A 14,976-nucleotide genomic window follows, 5' to 3' on the forward strand; every position below is an offset into this window, starting at 1 on the left:
CCTTACAGAACCAGCGCAGCGATAGACGCAGAGAGCACGCTCACCAGCGTAGAACCGTAGACCAGTTTCAGACCAAAGCGGGAAACAACGTTACCTTGTTCCTCGTTCAGACCTTTGATGGCGCCGGCAATAATCCCGATGGATGAGAAGTTAGCGAAGGACACAAGGAACACCGACAGGATCCCTTCCGCGCGCGGAGAGAGCGTAGAGGCGATTTTCTGCAGATCCATCATTGCGACGAATTCGTTGGAAACCAGTTTGGTCGCCATAATACTGCCCACCTGCAGCGCTTCGTTGGACGGCACCCCCATCACCCACGCAACCGGGTAGAAGATATAGCCCAGGATGCCCTGGAAGGAGATGCTGTAGCCGAACCAGCCGGTCACGGTAGCGAACAGGGCGTTCAGCGCGGCGATCAGGGCGATAAAGCCGATCAGCATGGCCGCAACGATAATCGCGACTTTAAAGCCAGCCAGGATGTACTCACCCAGCATTTCGAAGAAGCTCTGGCCTTCGTGCAGGTTAGACATCTGGATATTCTCTTCGCTGGCATCAACGCGGTACGGGTTGATCAGCGACAGAACGATAAAGGTACTGAACATGTTGAGCACCAGCGCAGCCACCACATACTTCGGCTCCAGCATGGTCATGTACGCGCCAACGATAGACATGGAAACGGTCGACATCGCCGTCGCCGCCATGGTGTACATACGGTTGCGGGACATTTTGCCGAGAATATCTTTATAGGCGATAAAGTTCTCAGACTGGCCGAGGATCAGCGAACTTACCGCGTTGAAGGATTCCAGTTTACCCATGCCGTTGACTTTGGATAACAGGAAGCCGATCGCGCGGATGATCACCGGCAGCACGCGGATGTGCTGAAGAATACCAATCAAAGCGGAGATAAAGACGATTGGGCAGAGCACCTTCAGGAAGAAGAAAGCCAGACCCTGATCGTTCATGCTGCCAAAGACGAAGTTGGTACCTTCATTGGCGAATCCGAGCAGTTTTTCGAACATTTCGGAAAAGCCTTTCACGAAGCCCAGCCCGACGTTGGAGTTCAGGAAGAACCACGCCAGTAAAACTTCGATAACAAGCAACTGAATAACATAACGAATGCGAATTTTTTTACGGTCACTGCTTACCAGCAATGCGAGGATCGCAACAACGGCTAGCGCCAGGACAAAATGAAGGACGCGGTCCATATTTGCTCCAAATATGAGGCAGGTTTAATTTCCGTGCACATTCTATGTAACAGATACAAAGAAAACGAGATCTAAAACACACTATAATCAGGACCTGTGACGAGATTCAAAAATAGTGATCACGCATACACTTCTGTTATGGCTAGTACCGAAGTGAATAGTTACGTCCTTGTGCTAATCTTATAACGATTGTTAAACATGCCGCGGGCATTTTCCGTATCCGCAGACCTTATCGTTCCAGCCTATCTGAGAAATCATTATCACCTGTCACCGTTGCATTTGATAACCATTCTCATTAGGCGTAGCATTAAACATAGCAAAGGCTATATTTCCGGGGCACAAGATGACAGACGATCGCGTTGAGCGTAGCAGTGGAAGGGCAGCGCGCAAGTTAAGGCTCGCATTAATGGGACCTGCGTTCATCGCAGCTATCGGATATATCGATCCGGGCAACTTTGCCACTAACATTCAGGCGGGCGCCAGCTTTGGCTATACGTTGCTGTGGGTGGTGGTTTGGGCAAACCTGATGGCAATGCTGATTCAGGTGTTGTCAGCGAAGCTGGGCATCGCGACCGGCAAGAATCTGGCCGAACAGATTCGCGACCATTATCCCCGTCCGGTGGTGTGGTTTTACTGGGTGCAAGCGGAAATTATTGCGATGGCGACCGATCTCGCGGAGTTCATCGGCGCGGCGATTGGCTTCAAACTGATCCTTGGCGTCTCGCTTCTGCAAGGGGCGGTGCTAACCGGTATTGCCACGTTTCTGATCCTGATGCTGCAGCGTCGGGGGCAAAAGCCGTTGGAAAAAGTGATCGGCGGCCTGCTGCTGTTTGTGGCAGTGGCGTATATTGTCGAACTGATTTTTTCCCGGCCAGGCCTTACGCAATTAAGTAAAGGGATGATCATTCCCAGCTTGCCGAACGGCGAGGCGGTTTTTCTGGCCGCCGGGGTGTTGGGCGCAACGATAATGCCGCACGTCATTTATCTACACTCGTCTCTTACCCAGCATTTACACGGTGGAACGCGCCAGCAGCGCTATGCTGCAACGAAATGGGATGTCGCGATTGCGATGACGATTGCCGGATTCGTCAACCTGGCGATGATGGCGACCGCGGCTGCGGCGTTTCACTTCAGTGGTCATACCGGGGTAGCCGACCTCGATCAGGCCTATCTGACCCTTGAACCTTTGCTCAGTCATGCGGCGGCAACGGTTTTCGGACTGAGTCTGGTCGCTGCAGGACTGTCATCAACGGTTGTGGGAACGCTGGCCGGACAGGTGGTCATGCAGGGTTTTGTGCGTTTCCATATTCCTTTATGGGTTCGCCGTGTCGTCACCATGATGCCGTCATTTATTGTCATTTTACTGGGGTTGGATCCGACGCGGATACTGGTGATGAGCCAGGTGCTGTTGAGCTTTGGTATCGCGCTGGCGCTGGTGCCGTTGTTGATCTTTACCAGTGATGGCGCGCTGATGGGTGAGCTGGTGAATACCCGCAGAGTGAAATTAATAGGCTGGATGATTGTCGTGCTGGTTGTGGTGCTGAATATCTGGCTGCTGGTGGGAACGGCGCTGGGACGGTAAAGAATAAGCCGGGTGAACCACCCGGCTTAGTGAGGTATTGAACGGCTTAATCGTGGTGTCTGTGACCGTGGCCGCGTCCACGTCCGCGATGGTCGTCACGGTCGCGCCAGCCTTCACGGTATCCGCGCTCGTAAGCTTTGCGTTTATCCCAGCCGCGGTGTTTGCCGTTATCATGTCGCCACCAGCGGTCGCCACGCCATTCATAGTGACGATGCCAGTAATCACGGTCGCGCCAGTAGCCACCGTCCCAGTATCTGCCATAGTCGTCGCGATCGCCAATGTGTAATTTTATCGATGGCAACAGGGTGATTTCTCCCGCGTTTGCGGCCAGCGGTGCAAAAGCCAGCAAGGCTGCCGCGAGAATCAGTGACCTGAACATACTTTTTTCTCCTTCACGATCGAAGCCGTAATCGGCCTGTTAACGCAATTTTACGAGGTAGTAAAGTTGCGTTTTATCGCCTTAACTCTTAAATGATGAAGGAGAGCACGAAATGCTAAAGGCGTCGTTAATCTTCGCCCTTCAGTATGCTGTCGATCGCGGCGCACTCCTGCGGGGTGAACGCCCGGTTCGCCAGCATTCCAACGGCATCTTCAATCTGCGCGGGCTTACTGGCGCCAATCAGCACCGAAGTGACGTTATCGTTACGCAGCACCCACGCGAGCGCCATTTGCGACAGCTTTTGTCCACGCTTTTCCGCCAGCGCGTTCAACTGACGCACTTTTTCCAGCTTTGCCTCTGTCAACTGTTCCGGTCTGAGGAAACGGCTTCCGCTCGCCGCGCGGGAGTCGGCTGGAATACCATTAAGATAACGATCGGTGAGTTGTCCGCCTGCGAGCGGTGAAAAGGCGATACTACCCACCCCTTTTTCCTGCAATAGCGCGAGTAATCCGTCTTCAACCCAGCGCTCAAAAAGGGAATATTTAGGCTGATGAATCAGACACGGTGTGCCTAAATCATTGAGGATATCGATGGCTTCACGGGCGCGGTCGGCAGGGTAGTTCGATAGCCCTACGTACAGCGCTTTGCCCTGACGCACCACATGGTCCAGCGCTTTCATGGTTTCCAGCAGCGGCGTGTCGGGATCCGGACGATGGTGGTAGAAAATGTCCACGTACTCCAGCCCCATGCGTTTCAGGCTTTGATCGAGGCTGGCAATCAGGTATTTGCGGGAACCCCAGTCGCCATACGGGCCGTCCCACATGGTGTAGCCCGCTTTGGTGGAGACGATCAGCTCATCGCGCCAGGGAAGAAAATCTTCCTGTAGAATGCGGCCAAAGTTACGCTCAGCCGACCCCGGCGGAGGACCGTAGTTATTGGCAAGGTCGAAATGCGTGATGCCGAGGTCAAACGCCCGTTGTAGCAGCGCCCGACTGTTCTCCACCTGGGTGGTATCACCGAAGTTATGCCACAGTCCGAGCGATACGGCAGGCAACTTCAGGCCGCTCTGACCGCAGCGGTGGAACGTCATATTCTGATAGCGATTTTCATTAGGCTGGTAAACCATTGTGTTTCCTCGCGGTGAGTTCAGCTTTAAAGTGTATACGTTTACACTGCCTCTTTTTCAATCACATTCTGCGCCGCGCCGCCTGTAAAGGCTGCTTTCCACTCCCATCGCGGGTACTTTCTGGACAGGCCACACGGTTATTCAATACTCAACATGTGATGACCTTCAAAAGGAAAGCTGTCATGCAAAATCCCTATAGCGTTGCGGATTACCTGCTTGATCGACTGGCAGGCTGTGGGATTGAACATCTGTTTGGCGTACCGGGCGATTACAATTTGCAGTTCCTTGATCATGTCATTGACCACCCGGCTGTCCGCTGGGTGGGGTGTGCGAATGAACTGAATGCCGCTTACGCCGCCGACGGTTATGCCCGCGTGGCGGGGGCTGGGGCGCTGCTCACTACCTTTGGCGTTGGGGAACTGAGCGCGATTAACGGTCTGGCAGGCAGCTATGCTGAATACGTGCCCGTATTGCACATCGTCGGCGCTCCCTGTAGCGGGGCGCAGCGCCGGGGAGAACTGATGCACCACACGCTGGGGGATGGGGATTTTCAGCACTTTTACCGTATGAGCCAGGCTATCTCAGCCGCCAGCGCGGTGCTGGATGAACACAACGCCTGCTATGAAATTGATCGCGTAATGCAAATTATGCTGACCTCTCGTCGTCCTGGCTACCTGATGTTACCCGCAGACGTGGCGAAGCGCCCGGCGTTCCCGCCGACCAGAGCACTCTCTTTGACGTTGCCAGAATCGCAGGAGAGCGTGGTCACCGCGTTCCGCTATCAGGCTCGCAAGATGCTGATGAACAGCAGTCGTGTGGCGTTGCTGGCTGACTTTCTTGCCTGGCGATTCGATTTACAGCCAATCCTGCAACGCTGGATGGCCGAGACGCCCATGCCTCATGCGACCTTGCTCATGGGCAAAGGGCTGTTTGACGAACAGCAGCCGGGTTTTGTTGGCACCTACAGCGCAGGGGCCAGCAGCGAATATGTTCGTGAGATCATCGAAGGCGCGGATACCACCATTTGCGTGGGGACGCGTTTTGTCGACACGCTTACTGCCGGATTTACCCAACAGTTTGCGGCGCAGCGCACGATAGACATTCAGCCGCAGGGCGCCCGGGTCGGCCAGACATGGTTCAGCGGTTTATCGATGGAACAGGCCGTGACCACCCTGCGAGAGCTGTGCCTGGAGCTGTCGTTTGCGCCGCTACCTGTGAAGCCCGCGGGCGAATCAGCGAGGGTCGAAAAAGGATCGCTGACCCAGGAAAACTTCTGGCATACCGTGCAGCAGGCCCTCCAGCCAGGGGATATCCTTGTGGCGGATCAAGGAACGGCGGCCTTTGGCGCAGCCAGTCTGTCACTGCCGACCGGCGCGGAACTGCTGGTGCAACCGCTGTGGGGATCGATTGGTTATGCGCTCCCGGCGACCTTTGGCGCGCAGTTGGCGGCGCCCGGGCGGCGGGTGATACTGATAACCGGCGATGGCGCGGCACAACTGACGATTCAGGAAATAGGATCGATGTTGCGGGAAGCATTGTCGCCTGTCATTCTGCTGCTTAACAACGACGGATATACCGTTGAACGGGCGATCCACGGTGAAACACAGCGTTATAACGACATTGCGCCGTGGAACTGGACCCAGATACCCCGCGCTTTCAGCCTGAAGGAAGGCGCGGCGTGCTGGCAGGTCAGTCAGGCTATCCAACTGAAAGAGGTGCTGGCGCGCCTGTCGCAGCCACAGCGGCTGTCGTTGGTTGAAGTGATACTGCCAAAAGCCGACGTACCGGCGCTGCTGCGCGCGGTGACCCGGGCGCTGGAGTCACGCAACAGCGGATGACTATTTTTCCCGTCGGTGAGCAAGCATCATCGGCTTGCCGGCAAGCAGCAGCCATGCCGGCAGCATAACGATGCACAACAGCGGCAGCAGATTGGCGTCGGGCACCACCACGGCGGCCATAAATAAACTGAGCCAGGCGTCGCGGGTAACAACCAGCACCATGCCGAGAATCGCGCAGGAGACGGTAATCGCCGCCGGTACCGCGTCGACATGCGCGTGCAGCATCAATCCTAATGCGACGCCGACAAAGACAGCCGGGAAGATTCGCCCGCCGCGAAACCCGCAGGCGGCCGCCACTACCAGCGCCGCGAGTTTGATCACCGCCAGCAGGAAAAAGTCCGTAGCGCTAAGGGTCTGACTGAACGCCATCTGTTGCATTTCATCCAGGCCTTTAAACAGCGACAGGGGACCGCCAATCACCCCCAGTACGCCGAGCATGAATCCGCCGACGCCAAGAATAAGCACCGGGCTTTTTAGCCGATGTAGCAAAAAATGCAGACGCGGCAGGCACCATACCGCCACCATCCCTGCGGCTATGGCGATCGCCGCGACCACTGCGCCGCTGAAAATATCCACCAGCCGCATTTGCGTGTAATGGGCAATGGGCAGCGAAAAATGAGGATGGAAGAACAGACTGGTGGTCAAAGACCCTGCCGCTGCGGCCATCAGCGGGGCGAAAAGACGATCCCAGAGCGGAACATCGTCAGAACTGTTCAGCGTTTGCGAAAAGATCAGTGCGGCAGCGACAGGGGTGCCAAACAACGCGCCAATCGTGCCTGCGGAAGCCAGTATCGTCCAGTCGAGTGAATTTACTCGCGGCATTAAACGACTGCCCAACGCCACCGCCAGCGCAATATTCACGGCCATGATGGGATGTTCCGGCCCGAGGCTAACCCCGCCTGCCAGCCCCAGCACCAGCGCCACAATCAGGCCTGGCAGCGCGCCAGGCGCGACCGGGGCGCTGATCAACGGCTCGGTCGCCGGATCGGGTCCGGCGTGACCCGGGCTGTAGCGGATCACCAGTCCCACCAGTACGCCGGTCAGCGTCAGGATGAGCATTATCCAGGCTGGGGAATCCGGGACAAGTCCGAAACTGCCCGGCAGGCGCTGCCACAGGACAAGCTGCAATACTGAAGCAAATTTCATTACTACAATAAGGACTAAACTTGACGCTATCCCAAGAATTAACGCGGGAAGCGACAATAACAGCATGGTTCTGGCTCGCGGATGGAGCATGGTTTTTTCCTTAATGCCGAATCTCGCGCTCAGTTTGCCGCAGTTGCCTTTCAGCGACGCGGCAAATGGTGCTGAAACGATAAAGTTATTGTGTGACCGGGATCGATATTTTCAGGGGACTCGCCTTTCTGGCGTTGTTGTTATGCCCCTGTGAATTTACAGTGTGGCAAAGACTTATTTTGACTTTAGCGGAGCAGTAGAAGAATGACAAAGTATGCTTTAGTGGGCGATGTGGGCGGCACCAACGCGCGCCTTGCTCTGTGTAACGTCGACAGCGGTGAAATCTCGCAGGCCAAAACGTATTCCGGCCTCGATTATCCCAGCCTCGAAGCCGTTGTCCGGGTTTACCTCGACGAACATCAGGCGAGCGTGGAAGATGGGTGTATCGCGATCGCCTGTCCGATCACCGGCGACTGGGTCGCTATGACCAACCATACCTGGGCATTTTCTATTGCGGAAATGAAAAAGAACCTCGGCTTCAGCCATCTCGAAATCATCAATGATTTCACCGCGGTGTCGATGGCGATCCCGATGCTGAAGAAAGAGGATTTAATCCAGTTTGGCGGGGCGGAGCCGGTTGAAGGTAAGCCTATTGCGGTGTATGGCGCCGGAACCGGGCTGGGCGTGTCGCATCTGGTACACGTCGACAAGCGTTGGATCAGCCTGCCGGGTGAGGGGGGGCATGTGGATTTCGCCCCTAACAGTGAAGAAGAGGGGATCATCCTGGAAGTGCTGCGCGCCGAAATCGGTCACGTTTCCGCCGAACGCGTACTTTCCGGACCGGGTCTGGTGAATCTGTACCGGGCGATTGTCAAAGCAGATGGCCGTCTGCCGGAAAATCTACAGCCAAAAGACATCACCGGGCGGGCGCTGGCGGACAGCTGTATCGACAGCCGTCGCGCGCTGTCGCTTTTCTGCGTGATCATGGGGCGCTTTGGCGGCAACCTGGCGTTGAACCTTGGTACCTTTGGCGGCGTGTACATCGCTGGCGGCATCGTGCCGCGTTTCCTTGAATTTTTCAAAGCCTCCGGCTTCCGCGGCGCTTTTGAAGATAAAGGACGTTTTAAGGCTTATGTGCAGGATATTCCGGTTTATTTGATTGTTCATGATAATCCCGGTCTGCTTGGCGCAGGCGCGCATCTGCGCCAGACGTTAGGGCAAATTCTTTAGTCGGATGCCGGACAGCCGCTTGCGCTGTCCGGCGCCGGATACCCATTCTCTTTGTCAACATGACCTGAATGTTGTCGATTGGCTATATGAAGCTGACATGGGAAAACACGCTTCCTGCCACAGATAGCCAGGACATTCTTCTCAACAAACTCTCTCTGGATAGCCGCGAGACCCATACGCATTATGGTCAGCGTATGTTTGAAAAATCATCGACTTGCCCGTGGCCGCCAAAATAATTATTGATGGCTGGAAGGGCCTGAGGACAATGACCGCGCTTATCGGCTTTACGCCCGACAGGGTATGTTGCGCATTAGAGACACCGTTTTCGAAGGCCTTGTCGTAACCATATCTTCTCCCCCCTGACGCGCCTTAATTTAGTGCTGTAACAGCCCCATCATTTCAATGCGAACAAATATGATTTACCATATGTGTCTGGAAAGGCTTATGGAGCGAGAAATGCGGCAACCTGTTCAACTTTTCAAAATTCTCTCGGACGAAACCCGACTCGCCATTGTCATGCTACTTCGGGAATCCGGGGAGATGTGCGTTTGCGAAATCTGTGCGGCTACCGCCGCCTCACAGCCTAAGATCTCGCGGCATATAGCGATTCTGCGCGAGGCCGGGCTTGTCCTTGACCGTCGTGAAGGTAAATGGATCCACTATCGTCTGTCTCCACATATGCCGGCGTGGGCGGCCGAGACGATCGCGATCTCCTGGCAGTGTCTGCGCGAGGACGTGCGTGACGGGTTGGCGAAGTCTGCCCGCACCTCCTGTTAAATCAAATATCATATACGTATAAACATATGTTGGAGCCTGAAATGCTGTTGGCAGGGAGTCTTTTTTTACTTACGCTGGTACTGGTTATCTGGCAACCCAGGGGGCTCAGTATCGGCTGGAGCGCGACGATCGGGGCAGTTCTGGCGCTGGGCACGGGCGTCATTCATTTCGATGATATCCCCGTAGTCTGGAATATCGTCTGGAACGCGACCGCCGCTTTTATCGCCGTGATCATTATCAGTTTGTTACTCGATGAGTCCGGTTTCTTTGAATGGGCCGCGCTACACGTCGCCCGATGGGGGAAGGGACGTGGGCGCTTGCTGTTCACCTGGATAGTTTTGCTCGGCGCCAGCGTTGCCGCGCTGTTTGCCAACGACGGCGCCGCGCTGATCCTGACGCCGATCGTTATTGCGATGCTGCTTGCGCTGGGCTTCAGCAAAGGCGCCACGCTGGCCTTTGTCATGGCGGCGGGGTTCATCGCGGATACCGCCAGTCTGCCGCTGATTGTTTCTAACCTGGTGAATATCGTTTCGGCCGATTTCTTCAGTCTGGGCTTTACGCAGTACGCCTCGGTTATGATCCCCGTGGATCTGGCCGCGATTGCCTCGACGCTGGTGATGTTGCACCTTTTCTTTCGCCGGGATATTCCGGCAACGTATGAGATCTCCCGACTCAACGCTCCCGCCAGTGCGATTAAAGATCCGGCGACCTTCAGAGCAGGCTGGATGGTTCTTCTGTCCCTGCTTGTCGGTTTCTTTGTTCTGGAACCGTTGGGGATCCCCGTCAGTGCGATAGCGGCAGTGGGCGCGGCAGTGCTGTTTGCGGTGGCGAAAAGAGGCCGTGTGATTAATACTGGCAACGTCCTGCGCGGCGCTCCCTGGCAGATCGTGATTTTCTCGCTGGGCATGTATTTGGTGGTTTACGGACTGCGCAATGCGGGACTGACGCTGTATCTGTCTGGCGTGTTGAATCTGCTGGCGGACAAAGGGATCCTCGCCGCAACCTTTGGGACCGGCTTCCTGACGGCGTTTCTTTCGTCGGTCATGAATAATATGCCGACCGTGCTGATTGGCGCGCTGTCGATTGACGGGAGCGCCGCGAATGGCATCGTCAAAGAAGCGATGATCTATGCCAATGCGATCGGCTGCGATTTAGGGCCGAAGATCACGCCTATTGGCAGCCTGGCGACTCTGCTGTGGCTGCATGTGCTGGCTCAAAAGAATATGACCATCACCTGGGGCTATTACTTCCGCACGGGGATCGTCATGACCCTGCCTGTGCTGTTTGTGACGCTCGCCGCGCTGGCCTGGCGGCTCTCTGTCACTTTTTAATGAGATACTGAAATGAGCAGCATTACCCTTTATCACAACCCGGCCTGCGGCACTTCCCGGAACACGCTGGAGATGATCCGTAACAGCGGTCACGAACCGACAATTATTTATTATCTTGATACCCCGCCCACCCGCAATGAACTGAGTAAGCTCATTGCTGATATGGGGATAACGGCGCGTGAGTTATTGCGTCAGAACGTTGAACCGTATGCCCTGTTGGGCCTTGAAGAAGACCGCTTTACCGACGAGCAGTTGATCGATTTTATGCTTCAGTATCCGATCCTGATTAATCGACCGATCGTGGTCACGCCGCTTGGCACCCGCTTGTGCCGGCCTTCGGAACGTGTGCTGGATATTCTTCCTGACGGTCAGAAAGGCGCATTTACCAAAGAAGATGGAGAAAAGGTGATTGACGAGACAGGGAAACGGCTGAAGTAATCTGCCGCCGCGTGACGTTATCCAGGGGAACAAACAACCCGATTTAAGCGGCAATGTCAGCGGCGTTCCTCGTGCTGATTATCGTCATCCCGAAAAATCGGTCTGCGCTACGTCAGCTTGCAGGTATAATCACAAAAACTCCCTAACAGATTCAGACGGCAAGATGACAAAACTTACCTTACAGGAGCAAATGCTCAAAGCGGGACTGGTCAGCAGTAAAAAGATGGCTAAAGTCCAGAGAACGGCGAAGAAATCACGTGTTCAGGCGCGGGAAGCCAGAGAAGCGGTGGAAGAAAATAAAAAAGCCCAGCTTGAGCGTGACAAGCAACTCAGCGAGCAGCAGAAACAGGCCGTTCTGGCGAAGGAACTAAAAGCGCAGGTGAAGCAGCTCATCGAAATGAACAGGATCACCGTGGCCAAAGGCAATATTGGTTTTAACTTCACCGACAATAATCTGATCAAGAAAATCGACGTTGATAAGCTCACTCAGACGCAGCTGATCAATGGTCGTCTGGCCATTGCCCGTTTGGTCAATGACAGCAACGGCGAAAATGAATACGCGATTATTCCGGCGAGCGTTGCCGATAAGATTGCCCAGCGTGATGCGAGCTGTATTGTCCTGAACAGCGCGTTGAGTGCGGAAGAAGCTGAAGAAGACGATCCGTATGCTGATTTCAAAGTGCCTGATGATTTGATGTGGTGATGAACGGCTATTCATCCCGGCCTTTAGGCTTTACACTGCGCGCGTTAAAATAATCCGGTATGAACAACAGGCGGTAATGGCGATGAACGGAACAATCACAACGTGGTTTAAAGATAAAGGCTTCGGATTTATCAAAGATGAAAATGGCGATAATCGCTACTTTCATGTGATTAAGGTCGCCAATCCGGAGCTGATTAAGAAAGATGCTCAGGTCACCTTCGAACCCACCACCAACAACAAAGGGCTGTCGGCGTATGCGGTGAAGGTCATTCCGGACAGCAAATATATTTACATTGCGGGCGAGCGGCTTAAGCTTACCTCGATCAAATCGTTTGTGGTCTTCAGCGAAGAAGTGCCTGTCGATGCCCCCATCGATAAAGAAAATGCGGTGTTGTCGGTCGGTGTTCTGATGAGCAATATCCGTCCAAAATCTGCCGTGAAGCCGGGCGAGATGCGGACCGTGAAAAAGCTGGCGATCACCACCTTTCAGGGAACGACGTTGATCTTTTCCGAAGATGAGATTGACGTGGACGCCACGGTGAAGTTGCTCAAAATCTAACATTGCGGCGTGCAAACGGGCGCGATGCGCCCGGTTACCCCTTCACAGATGCATAAGCTGTCTGAACTCTTTCACCTTACTCCGGCTCACCGGCACCTCAAATTCCAGATCTTTTAGCCGCAATATATAGGTATTGTTGAACCAGGGTTCGATCTCGCGAATTTTGTTCAGGTTAACGCAGAACGAACGATGGCAGCGGAAGAAATGGGCAGGCGGCAGCTTATTGCAGAACTCCGTGAGGTTGACAGGCATAACGTATGAATCACGCCGCGTATAGACAAACGTCATTTTTTCATGCGCTTCGGCGTAATAAATATCGTTGATCGGCGTGACGATGATCCGCTCGTCTTTAACCAGATTGATGGTGTCATTTTCCCGTATAACCGCGCCCGCCGTTGCCGCGCCGGACTGCTGCAGGTGCCAGGCTGCTTCCAGTTTTTGCAGCATTCCAACAATGCGGGACTCCTGATACGGCTTGAGAATATAGTCAAATGCTTCCAGTTCAAACGCTTCCACCGCATGCTCTTTCCACGCAGTGATGAACACAATAAAAGGCTTATGCGCGAACTGACTGATATTCTGCGCCAGCAGCACGCCGTCGAGGGACGGGATGTTGATATCCAGAAAAATGGCGTCAACGCGGTTATGCTGTAAAAACTTCAACACGTCCAGCCCGTCGTCAAACGTGCCGACAATATCCATCTGGCTATGCTCTTTAATCAGCCAGCTCAGTTCCTGCTGGGCAAGGAATTCATCTTCAACAATGATCACCTTCACTGTATTCCTCCGGATTAAAGCAATAACGTGGCCGGTGAGGCGGCAGTCCGCTGATTGGGAACATAAAAGGCAATCTCGGTGCCCGGTTCCAGACGCCGTATATGCAGACCCTCCCCGTATAACAGCTTAACGCGATGATGGACGTTAAGCAGGCCGATTTTATTGCCAGGCATTTCATTGGATTCGACGCGCGCGATCACTTTCGGGTCGATGCCGTGACCGGTATCGCGCACCGCGATGCGCACCCGATTGCCGCATTCCGCCACGCTGATGGTCACCACGCCTTTCCCTTTACAGGGCTGAATACCGTGGACAATAGCGTTTTCCACCAGCGGCTGAATCAGCAGGCTGGGAATCGCGCAGTTAACCTCTTCGTCGATGTCATATATCACCGTCAACTTATCGCCAAAGCGGGCCTGCTCAATGGCGATATAATCTTTTATCTGATACAGCTCTTTCTTAATGTCGATCTGTTCGTCGTCTTTTAATTCGATGTTATAGCGCAGGTATCGCGACAGGTTAAAAATCAGCTGACGGGCGGTGTCCGGATTCAGTCGGATCGACGACGATATCGCGTTCAGCGCATTAAACAGGAAATGAGGATTAATTTTACTTTGAAGCGCGCGAAGCTCTGCCTTATTTGCCATTTCCCGCAGTTGTTCAGTGCGCGACACTTCCAGTTGGGTCGAAATGATCTGCGACAGTCCCACCGCCATCTCCTGCAGGGATGAAGTGATCTGGTGCGCATGGCAGTAGTAAATCTTCAGCGTACCGGTCACCACACCTTTTTCCCAAAGCGGAATCACCAGCATCGAATGAATTTCCGGCGTTCGGTGCGCTTCATCATTGTTTTTAATAATGATTTTTCCGTAATTGATCGCCTGCCGGGTGGTGGGGCTAATCATGTCGTCGCGATCGCGGTAGTTTGTTTCACCGACGCCTACATAAGCCAGTACATGCTGAGTGTTGGTGATCGCCACGGCGTCGGCATGAATATCATGGCGAATGATTTCGCAGATCTGACGTAGCGATTCGCTGTTCACGTGGCGAAACAGGGGCAGGGTTTTGTTAGCGATGTCCAGCGCCAGTTTGGCCTGGCGCGCCGCGCTGGCCTCTTTTTCCCCTTCAACGCTTCGCACCAGCAGCACAATAAAGCCAATGCAGACGCTGCCGAGGATCATGGGAATGCCGATCTTGGAAACGATATCCAGCCCCAGAGCGGTCGTCGGCGCCCAGACGATCACCAGAATCATGGTCAGCGTTTCGCACAGCATGCCGCCTAATATCCCTACGCGCCAGTGCTGCGCTTTAGGGACCCGCTGGTTGATCCAGCCTGCGATGCAGCCTGCCAGTATGCTGGTGATAAAGCAGGGGACGGCGGTGACGCCGCCGATATCGATCAGATAGCGGTGGGTACCGGCAATCACGCCGGTGATGATGCCTACCCAGGGACCAAACAGAATCCCGCCGGACATCACGGCGATGATCCGCACATTCACCAGCGAACCTTCTACCGGAACGCCTGACCAGGTGCTGAACAGGGCGAACAGCGAAAAAATCGCGGTGACGGCGAGTAGCTCTTTGGGCGTATGGGCCGACTTATGCAGCAGTTCGCGAAACAGTCGGATGCGGATAAGAAAGAACAAGCAGAAAAGCATCAGCGCTGCCCGATCAAACACCGCCAGCAGCATAGTAAATATTTCGTGCACGGAGGACTCTGGCCAAAAGGGGAAAACACTATGATAGGTAACCGTGGCGCCGATCACCAGCGTACTCATCAACCTTTCTAATGAGGAAAAACCCTGTTTTCAAAAGGGGATAGTTAATAAAGCGGTTTAATGACAGGGCCCTTGCA

At 54.4% G+C, this 14,976-nt stretch carries 15 protein-coding genes; 9 read left to right on the forward strand and 6 right to left on the reverse strand.

All coding sequences use genetic code 11. The annotated features are described in order from the left end of the window. Window positions 1-2: 2 nt before the first annotated feature. Window positions 3-1,205 carry a nucleoside permease NupC gene (nupC, locus tag JY391_RS07030; protein WP_042290810.1) on the reverse strand — a complete coding sequence of 401 codons (1,203 nt, stop codon included), beginning with the start codon at window positions 1,203-1,205 and terminating at the stop codon, window positions 3-5. Between the two features lie 198 nt (window positions 1,206-1,403). Between nupC and JY391_RS24045 the strand changes: the two genes are divergently transcribed. Next, a complete protein-coding gene (locus JY391_RS24045; protein WP_420244010.1) occupies window positions 1,404-1,568 on the forward strand; it encodes a hypothetical protein in 165 nt (54 codons plus the stop codon). After that, window positions 1,549-2,787, forward strand: coding sequence for an Nramp family divalent metal transporter (locus tag JY391_RS07035; RefSeq protein WP_211935455.1), 1,239 nt, complete (start codon window positions 1,549-1,551; stop codon window positions 2,785-2,787). Before JY391_RS24045 ends, JY391_RS07035 begins: the two co-directional genes overlap by 20 nt. 46 nt (window positions 2,788-2,833) lie before the next feature. On the opposite strand, the gene ypeC is transcribed toward JY391_RS07035, so the two are convergent. Continuing rightward, window positions 2,834-3,166 carry a DUF2502 domain-containing protein YpeC gene (gene ypeC, locus JY391_RS07040; protein WP_042290806.1) on the reverse strand — a complete coding sequence of 111 codons (333 nt, stop codon included), beginning with the start codon at window positions 3,164-3,166 and terminating at the stop codon, window positions 2,834-2,836. Window positions 3,167-3,293: 127 nt separating this feature from the next. Next, window positions 3,294-4,292 carry an L-glyceraldehyde 3-phosphate reductase gene (gene mgrA / locus JY391_RS07045; RefSeq protein ID WP_211935456.1) on the reverse strand — a complete coding sequence of 333 codons (999 nt, stop codon included), beginning with the start codon at window positions 4,290-4,292 and terminating at the stop codon, window positions 3,294-3,296. A 182-nt stretch (window positions 4,293-4,474) separates the two neighbouring features. Between mgrA and JY391_RS07050 the strand changes: the two genes are divergently transcribed. After that, window positions 4,475-6,130, forward strand: coding sequence for an alpha-keto acid decarboxylase family protein (locus JY391_RS07050; RefSeq protein WP_211935457.1), 1,656 nt, complete (start codon window positions 4,475-4,477; stop codon window positions 6,128-6,130). On the opposite strand, the gene JY391_RS07055 is transcribed toward JY391_RS07050, so the two are convergent. Then, on the reverse strand, window positions 6,131-7,366 hold the full coding sequence (locus tag JY391_RS07055; RefSeq protein WP_211935458.1) for an ion channel protein: 1,236 nt from the start codon (window positions 7,364-7,366) through the stop codon (window positions 6,131-6,133). Window positions 7,367-7,570: 204 nt separating this feature from the next. Between JY391_RS07055 and glk the strand changes: the two genes are divergently transcribed. The 6 genes from glk to JY391_RS07085 all read left to right on the forward strand — a co-directional run bounded on the left by glk (window position 7,571) and on the right by JY391_RS07085 (window position 12,344). After that, on the forward strand, window positions 7,571-8,536 hold the full coding sequence (glk, locus tag JY391_RS07060) for a glucokinase (RefSeq protein ID WP_199956625.1): 966 nt from the start codon (window positions 7,571-7,573) through the stop codon (window positions 8,534-8,536). 456 nt (window positions 8,537-8,992) lie between these two features. Next, window positions 8,993-9,313 (forward strand): metalloregulator ArsR/SmtB family transcription factor, encoded by a 321-nt coding sequence (locus JY391_RS07065; protein WP_211935459.1) that lies wholly within the window; start codon window positions 8,993-8,995, stop codon window positions 9,311-9,313. A gap of 41 nt (window positions 9,314-9,354) precedes the next feature. Further along, a complete protein-coding gene (locus JY391_RS07070; protein ID WP_181823248.1) occupies window positions 9,355-10,644 on the forward strand; it encodes an arsenic transporter in 1,290 nt (429 codons plus the stop codon). Between the two features lie 12 nt (window positions 10,645-10,656). Further along, window positions 10,657-11,082, forward strand: coding sequence for a glutaredoxin-dependent arsenate reductase (gene arsC, locus JY391_RS07075; protein ID WP_211935460.1), 426 nt, complete (start codon window positions 10,657-10,659; stop codon window positions 11,080-11,082). Window positions 11,083-11,245: 163 nt separating this feature from the next. Continuing rightward, window positions 11,246-11,785: a DUF2058 domain-containing protein gene (locus JY391_RS07080; protein WP_060570085.1), complete on the forward strand. Its 540-nt coding sequence runs from the start codon at window positions 11,246-11,248 to the stop codon at window positions 11,783-11,785. Window positions 11,786-11,861: 76 nt separating this feature from the next. Beyond that, entirely contained in the window at window positions 11,862-12,344 is a 483-nt protein-coding gene (locus JY391_RS07085; RefSeq protein ID WP_042290793.1) for a cold-shock protein, read from the forward strand. A gap of 42 nt (window positions 12,345-12,386) precedes the next feature. On the opposite strand, the gene JY391_RS07090 is transcribed toward JY391_RS07085, so the two are convergent. Together JY391_RS07090 and ypdA are read right to left on the reverse strand one after the other, a co-directional pair. Beyond that, a complete protein-coding gene (locus JY391_RS07090) occupies window positions 12,387-13,121 on the reverse strand; it encodes a LytR/AlgR family response regulator transcription factor (protein ID WP_042290791.1) in 735 nt (244 codons plus the stop codon). Between the two features lie 14 nt (window positions 13,122-13,135). Then, window positions 13,136-14,830 (reverse strand): two-component system sensor histidine kinase YpdA, encoded by a 1,695-nt coding sequence (gene ypdA, locus JY391_RS07095; RefSeq protein ID WP_120714890.1) that lies wholly within the window; start codon window positions 14,828-14,830, stop codon window positions 13,136-13,138. Window positions 14,831-14,976: the final 146 nt, after the last annotated feature.

The sequence above is a fragment of the Citrobacter sedlakii genome (genome assembly GCF_018128425.1).
In the GTDB taxonomy this organism is placed as follows: Bacteria; Pseudomonadota; Gammaproteobacteria; order Enterobacterales; family Enterobacteriaceae; genus Citrobacter_A; species Citrobacter_A sedlakii.

Bases quoted from the DNA above. Each gene is read 5' to 3' on its own strand.
- JY391_RS07065 (WP_211935459.1), top strand. From the start codon at position 8,993: ATGCGGCAACCTGTTCAACTTTTCAAAATTCTCTCGGACGAAACCCGA.
- JY391_RS07085 (WP_042290793.1), top strand. From the start codon at position 11,862: ATGGCGATGAACGGAACAATCACAACGTGGTTTAAAGATAAAGGCTTC.
- ypeC (WP_042290806.1), bottom strand. From the start codon at position 3,166: ATGTTCAGGTCACTGATTCTCGCGGCAGCCTTGCTGGCTTTTGCACCG.
- JY391_RS07070 (WP_181823248.1), top strand. From the start codon at position 9,355: ATGCTGTTGGCAGGGAGTCTTTTTTTACTTACGCTGGTACTGGTTATC.
- JY391_RS07035 (WP_211935455.1), top strand. From the start codon at position 1,549: ATGACAGACGATCGCGTTGAGCGTAGCAGTGGAAGGGCAGCGCGCAAG.
- JY391_RS07055 (WP_211935458.1), bottom strand. From the start codon at position 7,366: ATGCTCCATCCGCGAGCCAGAACCATGCTGTTATTGTCGCTTCCCGCG.
- glk (WP_199956625.1), top strand. From the start codon at position 7,571: ATGACAAAGTATGCTTTAGTGGGCGATGTGGGCGGCACCAACGCGCGC.
- JY391_RS07080 (WP_060570085.1), top strand. From the start codon at position 11,246: ATGACAAAACTTACCTTACAGGAGCAAATGCTCAAAGCGGGACTGGTC.
- nupC (WP_042290810.1), bottom strand. From the start codon at position 1,205: ATGGACCGCGTCCTTCATTTTGTCCTGGCGCTAGCCGTTGTTGCGATC.
- JY391_RS24045 (WP_420244010.1), top strand. From the start codon at position 1,404: ATGCCGCGGGCATTTTCCGTATCCGCAGACCTTATCGTTCCAGCCTAT.
- mgrA (WP_211935456.1), bottom strand. From the start codon at position 4,292: ATGGTTTACCAGCCTAATGAAAATCGCTATCAGAATATGACGTTCCAC.
- arsC (WP_211935460.1), top strand. From the start codon at position 10,657: ATGAGCAGCATTACCCTTTATCACAACCCGGCCTGCGGCACTTCCCGG.
- JY391_RS07050 (WP_211935457.1), top strand. From the start codon at position 4,475: ATGCAAAATCCCTATAGCGTTGCGGATTACCTGCTTGATCGACTGGCA.